Here is a 1,115-nt window from a genome sequence, read left to right as displayed (position 1 = left end):
GTGTGATGTTCAGGGAGGTTGTTCAGTCGGGTGATGGGTGGTTGGTTGCCGATCGCTGTGTGGGCTCGGTGGTGGTTGTAGTAGTGCAGCCAGCCGGGTAGCTCGTCGCGGCGTTCGGTCTCGGAGGTGTAGTGCCGGGCGTAGGCCCAGCCGTCGGCCAGGGTGCGGTGAAAGCGTTCGATCTTGCCGTTGGTCTGGGGCCGGTAGGGGCGGGTGCGCTTGTGCTTGATCTCGAGCTGGGTGCAGGCATCACGCCAGGCGTGGGACCGGTAGGCCGCTCCGTTGTCGGACAGGACCCGCTGGACGTTCACGCCGTGCTCGGCCAGCCAGGTCGTGGCTCGGTGCAGGACACCGACCGCGGTGTCGGCCTTCTCATCCGTATGGATCTCGACGTAGGCCAGCCGGGAGTGGTCGTCGATCACGGTGTGCAGGAACGCGGTCCCGGTGCGTGGGCCGTAGTCCGTGCCGCGGGGCAGGCCCGCGGTGGCGCGCTTGTTCCGTCTGCCTTGCTGCTGGCCGACGTAGCGGTGCCCGCCGCCGTCGGGGATGTTGCCGAACTTGGTCACGTCGACGTGGATCAACGAACCCGGGTACTCGTGTTCGTAGCGGCGGATCGGCTCACCGGTGACCCGGTCGATCCGGGACAGGCGGTTGATCCTGGTCCGGACCAGGACGGCGTGCACGGTCGAGGCCGGCATGCCCAGGCGGCCCGCGATCTGCGCCGGTCCCAGCCGGTGGCGCCATCGCAGGCCCACGATCTGCTTGACCACGGGTCGTGGGGTCCGGGTCGGGCTGTGGTGCGGGCGGGAGGACCGGTCGGTCATGCCCGCGGGCCCCTCGGTGCGGTAACGGTGGGCCCACTTGCTCGCAGTGCGGGGCGAGACCATGAACATCTTCGCCGCGCTGGTGATGGTCCATCCCGACTCGACGATCAGACGCGCCAGGCGCAGGCGTGCTCGCGGGGTCAGCAGGGCGTTAGCGTGGGTCATGAAGGCCTCCGGTGGGAGAAGTGGTTTCTCGACAACTCCACTCCACTACCGGAGGCCTTCCTCAGCCCCTAACCCTGACCGCGTGTCGCACCAATCCAGGAACAACCTCCCTGGACATCACACCTA

General features: G+C 68.0%; 1 protein-coding gene. It reads right to left on the bottom strand.

Annotation, left to right across the window (positions count from 1 at the left end):
* The coding region (locus ACH47X_RS26725) for an IS481 family transposase (RefSeq protein WP_397408463.1) at positions 1-989 on the bottom strand (989 nt) is incomplete at its 3' end.
* Between the last annotated feature and the right edge of the window lie 126 nt (positions 990-1,115).

Origin of the sequence: Promicromonospora kroppenstedtii (assembly GCF_044389675.1) — a bacterium.
Taxonomy (GTDB): domain Bacteria; phylum Actinomycetota; class Actinomycetes; order Actinomycetales; family Cellulomonadaceae; genus Promicromonospora; species Promicromonospora kroppenstedtii.
Note: the sequence above shows the minus strand (reverse complement) of the source record. Positions and strands in the feature narration are given on the sequence as shown.